We start from the raw sequence: 6523 nt of genomic DNA on the forward strand, positions 1-6523 counted from the left end.
TTACCCGTCGACATCACATAGTCGCATACCGCGTCGGCCAACGGCGCCAGCAGGCCCGGTCCAACGATGCCGCGCTCGATGGGCCGCTGGGTGCAGACATTAGCCAGGCGGATTTGACGGACCTGATCGCGCTGTTAATTGACTGCGTGGAAGGGGGCGCGTCGGTCGGTTTTATGTTGCCGCTTCCCGAGGCGCGCGCCGAGGAGTTCTGGCGCCGGAAAACGGCGTTGGCGGCCAGCGGCGACCACGGTCTGTTGGTGGCGCGTGATGCCGGCGGAAAGATTATCGGCACGGTGCAGATGGTACTGGCACCGCTGGATAATCAGCCGCACCGCGGCGACATTATCAAACTGCTGGTACACCGCGGGGCGCGTCGCTTGGGCGTGGGCGAGGCATTGATGCGGGCGGCGCAGGCAGGCAAGACGCTGCTGGTGCTGGATACCGCCACCGGCAGCGCCGCTGAACGACTTTATACGCGCCTTGGCTGGCGGCGCGCGGGCGTCATTCCCGATTACGCGCTGTATCCCGACGGCCGTTTGACAGCGACCACCGTCTATTATTTACAGCTGAAGTAATCATTGCGCCTCGCGCCGGCAGCGACCGGCATCGTGCACTGTGTTCACGGCGCTGGCGCCGACCGATGGCGCGCTCTACGCTACGTCGGCTACCGGAGACCAGCGCCAACCCGTCGGCGACACGTTTCACTCGCCCGTTGAACCGCCTAGCAACGGGCGTAGCGTGAGGCGTGGCCGAGGGGGGAGGGGCGCCGCCCGCCTCTGGGCCCGATACAGCAACGGCACTCGTCCCTTTTTGCCCTTAGGTCGCTTTTCGCGCTAAACGGGTCGTAAACCGGATGGTTTCCGTAGCGCACTGTGCAAAGATAGAGCCAACGTTTGTATCGTCAGGAGCGGTGTGCCATGCGGATAATCGAAACGGTCTGGATCCCCCTCTCGGACGGTTGCCGTCTGGCCGCCCGCCTGTGGTTACCGGACGAAAATTTGCCGGTGCCCGCCATTCTGGAGTATTTACCCTACCGCCGCCGCGCCCGGCACCGCGGAGATGATGCCGTGCTGCATCCCGGTCTGGCCGGCTGCGGCTATGCCGCCATACGCGTCGACATGCGCGGCGCCGGCGACTCCGACGGGCTGATGAACGACGAATATACGCCGCAGGAGTGGCGCGACGCCTGTGAAGTCATCGCCTGGATTGCCGCGCAGGGCTGGTGCAGCGGCAGCGTAGGGTTGATAGGCATCTCCTGGAGCGGTTTTAACGCGCTGCAAATCGCCGCCCTGCGGCCGCCGGCGCTCAAAGCGATAGTCACCGCCTGCTCCACCGACGACCGCTACGCCGACGATATGCATTATATGGGCGGCGCCCTGCTCAACGACAATCTGCAATATGGCGCCACCCTGTTTACCTGGACGCCGACGCCGCCGGATCCTGCCATCGTTGGCGACCGCTGGAAAGCAATGTAGCTGGCGCGGCTCAATGCAATGGATCTGCCGCCCGCAGCACGCTGGATGCAGCATCCCCAACGGGACGACTACTGGTGCAGCGGTTCGGTATGCGAGGATTACGGCCGCATTACCGTGCCGGTGCTGGCGGTCGGCGGTTGGGCCGAGGGCTATACCAACACCGTACTGCGCCTGCTGGAGAACCTGCGCGGCCCGCGCAAAGGGCTGATCGGCCCGTGGGGGCACTTTTCCCCACATTGCCACGCCGGGGCCGCGCATCGATTTTATCGGCTATGTCCAGCGCTGGTTCGATCAGTGGCTAAAAGGGCGAGAGATCGGCATTATGGCCGAATCGATGCTGACCTATTGGCAACAACGGCCGGAGCCGCCCCGCGCCCGATATGCGCAGCGTCAGGGTCATTGGGCGGCGGAACGCTGCTGGCCCTCCGCCGACGTCCGGGCGCGCACGTTGCATCTGGCGCCCGGTCGGCTGCAGGACACGCCGGCGCAATTTACCGCAACCCTGAGTTCCCCCGCCACCACGGGACTGGCGTCAGGGGAGTGGTGCCCTTACGGCTGGGGACCGGATATGCCGGGGGACCAGCGCGAGGATGACGGCGGCTTCCTATGCTTTGATGGGCCTGCCGTGGAAACAGCGCTACAGCTTCTCGATCGGGCCGAGGTGCGGCTTGAGCTGTGCTCGGATAACCCCCTGGCGATGCTGGCAGTGCGCCTGAATGTCGTGGCGCCGGACGGCACAGCCATTCGCGTGAGCTATGGTTTATTGAATCTCGCGGCGCGCAACGGCTTTGATCGCGCAGAACCGCTGGTACCGGGACAATATTATGAGGTCAACGTCATGCTTAAAGCGGCGGTGTTTGTCCTGCCGGTGGGCTATCGCCTGCGCGTTGCGCTCTCCACCTGTTACTGGCCGCTGGCCGCGCCGCTGCCGGTACGTTCTGTCCTGACGGTGCAAAGCGGCAGCGTAATACTGCCGCTGCGCGATCCCGACGCCGCGACCTGCCCGCCGCCGGCGCTGGGGGACCCCTGGTCTCCGCCGCCGGTCCCGGCGCGGGTTCTGGTCGCGCCGGCCCGCGGCCGCCAACGGGTGATCCGGGATATGGAGGACGGCGAAACGACACTTGAGGTTGTGCGTAATCTTGGCGCAGTAGAATTGGCGGAGACCGGACTTCGCCTTGAGGCGCTGGGCCGCGAGATCTATCGCGTCAATGCTCACGAACCCCGCCAGCGCCCGTTCCGAAACCTGGCGCAGCGCCGGTTTTCATCACGGCGACTGGCTGGCCCGGCTGGAAATTCACAGCCTGCTTACCGCCGACGCACCGGCGGAGATCGCCGCCGTTCCCGACTGGCTGGACGGCGCGCTGGCCGCGGCGCCGAAGGCGGATTTGCTGCTATTGCCGGAACTGGCGCTGTGCTGTTATCAACACCAGGATGCCGTGCGGCGTATGTCGCTGCCGCAGTCGGGAAAAACGCTGCGCCGGTTAGCGGCGCTAGCGCGTGGACGTCGTCAGGCGCTGGCGTTTGGTTATGCGGAAAAATGCGGCGATGAGCGCTATAACGCCATGATGGCGATCGATGCACAGGGCAACGTTTGCGCCAACTACCGCAAAATCCACCTCTGGTCGGGTTATGAACAGGCCTTATTCCGTCCCGGCGACAGGCTAGTGGGCTTTCAATTACACGGCTTCCGTTTCGGGATGGCAATTTGCTATGACCTGGATTTCCCGGAGCTGGTCCGCGCCCAGGCGCTAGCCGGCATGGATTGTTTATTGTGTATCAGCGCGACCACCCACGGTTATGACGTGGTGCCGCGCCATGTGGTGCCGGCGCGGGCTTACGAAAATGGCTGTTATATCGCCATCGCCAACCGCGGCGACGGCGATGGCCCGTTCGCCTATATCGGCCAAAGCCGTATCGGCGGCCCGGACGGCGGCACACTGGCCAGCGCGCCGGTGGCGGGCGCGTTCACGCTCAGCGCCACGCTGGACCGTCAAAGTTTGGCGGGCTGACGCCGGCAGCATCCGTGGCCGGCCGACAGCCGGCACGCCCACTACCTGAACGGCGTCATGCCTGCGGATTAACTCCGCCGCTTGAAATAAGACCCGCGCCTCCCACGGCCTGAGTTAGCACCCGCCGTCAATCAACGACGGTCCACACCCGCCGGCGCAAGGCGCATCTCCCCTTCAGCCGAGTTTCGCCCGCCGCTCCTGGCGCATATCCGAGGGGAGCACGCCGAAGATGCGGCGAAACCAGCCGGCGAAATGGGAGGTGGAGCTAAAACCCACCGAGACGGCAATATCGATAATTGAACGGGCGGAATAGATCAGCATTTCGCGCGCCTGTTCCAGCCGCAGCTCCAGATAGTAACGCTGCGGTGTCTTGCCGAAATGACGGCCGAACAGGCACTCCAGTTGGCGCGTGCCCACCCCGACCTGCTGCGCTACCGCCAACAGAGAAAGCGGCTCCTCGAAAGTGGACTGCATCACCGCCATCACCGCGCTTAGCACCGGCGGCAACGGCGCCCGATGCTGGCGGTGGCCGCGTTGATCGTCCGCCGCGCTGCGGATCCGTTCATGGTGGAATTGGTTCGCCACCGCGGTGGCGCGATCGTCACCATAGCGTTCGGCAATCAGGTTAAGCATCATATCCATCGCCGCGGTGCCGCCGGAACAGGTTAAACGATGGCGGTCAATTTCGTAGATCTTGCGGGTACATTCGATATCCGGATAACTTTCCGCAAACGCGGCGCGGCTTTCCCAATGAATAGTGTAGCGGTGGCCGTTCAGCAGCCCGCATTTCGCCAGCAAAAACGTGCAGGTGGACAAGGAGCCGATAAACAGACCGGCGCGAGCCGCTTGGCGCATCGCACTTTGATAGCCCCGCTCGTATTGCGCCACCACCACCCGCTCCCCGCCGCAAATAAAGAGATAATGCGATTCTGCCAGCACCTGGTTAACGGGGCAGGTAGGAAACGGGATCCCGTTGGCGGCGGTGACCGGTTCGTCGTTGAGGCTAGCCAGATGCCAGCTAAAGACACATTGCTTAAATAAGCGGTTGTAAGACCAAAGCGGCTCAATTGCTGAGGCCAGGCTCATCATGGAAAAATCCTGACCCAGTAAAAACGTGAATACGGTGGGTTCAACGGATGGCATGGTCGTCAATCGCTTCTGGTAAAGAAAAACACCGCTGGGCCTGACGCGTCGGCGCGGGTCCGGTATGGCGCGAACGGCCGCGCTGCACCCGCTTACCTTGACTGTAACGTTTCTGCCAAGTCTCAGCTATCCCCCACGCTGCTTTCGTCGCGATGGTGGGAGGGAAAGCGATGGCACCATTCGCGGCTGAATACCGGCAGGTCGTTTTCCCATACCTGATAACGGGAGGTCAGCACCAGTCCTCCCGCCTGCCAAGCGAGATCGGTATCGCATTCCAGCCTGATATCCCAGCCGGGACGGGTGTAGCGCTGGACACGATGGGTCTCCATGCGCGCACTCTCCGCCAGCGCGCCGGTAATCAGATGATTGAGCGTTAACACCGACAATAACGTCACCAACAAGGTGATACCGATCTGTGTCGTCAATACCAGCCGGCGGCGATCGCAACGGTCGACAATCACGCCGGTAAACAGGCCGAAGAATAAAATCGGCCCCTGGCTGCAAAACGCCAGCATCCCCAACAATATCGGCGACGACACGCTCAACCGCCAAATAACCAGCAGAGGGCAATGGTATGCACCCAGTTGCCAATGACCGACAACAGCTGACCGCCGAAAAATCGGCGATAATCAGCGTGTCGCAAGGCGTTGCCTGAAGGGCGCAATCCCTTTTTAGGCAACAGGGAAAAACGGGCAGTAGTCAAGGAAACTCCCACAAACGGCCGCGCGCGGCATCACCCACAGAGGGAATGCCGGCCAGACAGGGTCCGGGCCGCGTCGCCCGGGCGGTATAACCGGCGTATTAGGCGCCGGTGACATCCCGGAACAGCGGCCATTGGCCATCGGGCGTCCAGGCGCCGTGAACGGTTTTCGGCGTCAGCCAGGCGTTGCTGCCGTGGTATAAAAAGACATAGGCGCCGGTTTCCTCCAACTGATCCTGTAATTTGATATACATAGCCGCCCGTTTCGCCTGATCCAGCTCTACCGCGGCCTCGGCGTTGAGCGCATCCCAATTTTGTCGCAGGTGTGCTGGGTGTTCCAGATGCCCACCTGATCGCAGGTAAACCAGGCGGTCACCCAGCTGGCGTCCGGCGCGGTGGTAAAGGTGGTGAGGCGCAGTTGTGAGTCCTTCCAGGCATCGCCTTCCGATTCCTGGCCCGCAGCGACAAATGCCGCCCCGTCCATTTGATTGATTTTCAAGTCGATACCCACCTCAGCCAGCTGCGCCTGAATGACTTGGGCCACCGTCCCGCCGTCGGTGGAGGTGGACAGGTCCAGCCTGAGCTGCAATCCTGAGACACCGGCCTTTTGCAACAGCGCTTTCGCCTGCGCCGGATCATAAGGATAGAGATTTTTGTTGCGCGCCCCGGCCCGGCCAGCGGCGGAGGCACCAGGCCATAGGCCGGTTTCACCGCGCCGCCGAAAGTGGCGTCCAGAATGGCGGGCACATCGATAGCCTGCTGAATGGCTCGACGCACCTGCAGGTCTTTCAGTTTAGGGTGATCCACATTCATCCCAAGCCAGGTGCAGGCCAGCGCCGGCCGAACGGTCAGCGTGTTATCGCCCGGATCGTCCCGGTATTTCCCGATAGCGCTGACATTGATTTTGGTCATGTCCAAATCGCCGGCTTCAAAAGCGATTTGAGCGGTATTCAAATCGCCGATCGGTACCAGCTGGATTTGATCGTACTCTCTGTGGCGGCCGTTCCACCTCTCGTTGCGTACCAGCTTCAGCCGTTCGCGCGGCTGCCAGTCGCCGATTTTATACGGCCCGGAACAGGCCGCGGGCGTGGTGCCGATTTTTTTATCTTTGGTGGCTTCCAGCGCTTTTTTACGTAAGCGCCCCGTGGAGGACGTCTTGAATTATTGGTGGGTTTGTTATATGGCCCGGTAAGAAT

5 protein-coding genes and 4 pseudogenes are annotated in these 6523 nt (G+C 62.4%); 4 read left to right on the forward strand and 5 right to left on the reverse strand.

The window, feature by feature from the left end; translation table 11 throughout:
• The first annotated feature begins 86 nt into the window (after window positions 1-86).
• From ACMX3H_RS19605 to ACMX3H_RS19620, 4 genes and pseudogenes are all read left to right on the forward strand, one after another.
• Window positions 87-575 (forward strand): GNAT family N-acetyltransferase, encoded by a 489-nt coding sequence (locus ACMX3H_RS19605; protein ID WP_415211919.1) that lies wholly within the window; start codon window positions 87-89, stop codon window positions 573-575.
• 342 nt (window positions 576-917) lie between these two features.
• A pseudogene (locus ACMX3H_RS19610) lies at window positions 918-1691 on the forward strand (CocE/NonD family hydrolase); the annotation flags it as partial.
• A 118-nt stretch (window positions 1692-1809) separates the two neighbouring features.
• Window positions 1810-2430 (forward strand): annotated as a pseudogene (locus tag ACMX3H_RS19615) (CocE/NonD family hydrolase C-terminal non-catalytic domain-containing protein); the annotation flags it as partial.
• Between the two features lie 253 nt (window positions 2431-2683).
• A complete protein-coding gene (locus ACMX3H_RS19620; RefSeq protein WP_415210042.1) occupies window positions 2684-3484 on the forward strand; it encodes a nitrilase-related carbon-nitrogen hydrolase in 801 nt (266 codons plus the stop codon).
• 174 nt (window positions 3485-3658) lie between these two features.
• On the opposite strand, the gene ACMX3H_RS19625 is transcribed toward ACMX3H_RS19620, so the two are convergent.
• The 5 genes and pseudogenes from ACMX3H_RS19625 to ACMX3H_RS19645 all read right to left on the reverse strand — a co-directional run.
• The gene (locus tag ACMX3H_RS19625) at window positions 3659-4627 is read right to left on the reverse strand and encodes a GlxA family transcriptional regulator (RefSeq protein ID WP_415210041.1); all 969 of its coding nucleotides are present in this window, start codon (window positions 4625-4627) and stop codon (window positions 3659-3661) included.
• A 122-nt stretch (window positions 4628-4749) separates the two neighbouring features.
• The gene (locus ACMX3H_RS19630) at window positions 4750-5166 is read right to left on the reverse strand and encodes a hypothetical protein (RefSeq protein ID WP_415210040.1); all 417 of its coding nucleotides are present in this window, start codon (window positions 5164-5166) and stop codon (window positions 4750-4752) included.
• Between the two features lie 262 nt (window positions 5167-5428).
• Window positions 5429-5581 carry a hypothetical protein gene (locus ACMX3H_RS19635; protein WP_415210039.1) on the reverse strand — a complete coding sequence of 51 codons (153 nt, stop codon included), beginning with the start codon at window positions 5579-5581 and terminating at the stop codon, window positions 5429-5431.
• Window positions 5582-5607: 26 nt separating this feature from the next.
• Window positions 5608-5973: pseudogene (locus tag ACMX3H_RS19640) on the reverse strand (ABC transporter substrate-binding protein); the annotation flags it as partial.
• A gap of 35 nt (window positions 5974-6008) precedes the next feature.
• Window positions 6009-6449, reverse strand: a pseudogene (locus ACMX3H_RS19645) (ABC transporter substrate-binding protein); the annotation flags it as partial.
• Window positions 6450-6523 lie beyond the last annotated feature (74 nt).

The organism is Sodalis sp. (in: enterobacteria) (genome assembly GCF_047607725.1).
In the GTDB taxonomy this organism is placed as follows: Bacteria; Pseudomonadota; Gammaproteobacteria; order Enterobacterales; family Enterobacteriaceae; genus JBLKSS01.

What these genes read in the sequence shown, in the direction of transcription:
- ACMX3H_RS19620 (WP_415210042.1), top strand. Translation starts at nt 2,684, where the DNA reads ATGCTCACGAACCCCGCCAGCGCCCGTTCCGAAACCTGGCGCAGCGCC.
- ACMX3H_RS19625 (WP_415210041.1), bottom strand. Translation starts at nt 4,627, where the DNA reads ATGCCATCCGTTGAACCCACCGTATTCACGTTTTTACTGGGTCAGGAT.
- ACMX3H_RS19635 (WP_415210039.1), bottom strand. Translation starts at nt 5,581, where the DNA reads ATGTATATCAAATTACAGGATCAGTTGGAGGAAACCGGCGCCTATGTC.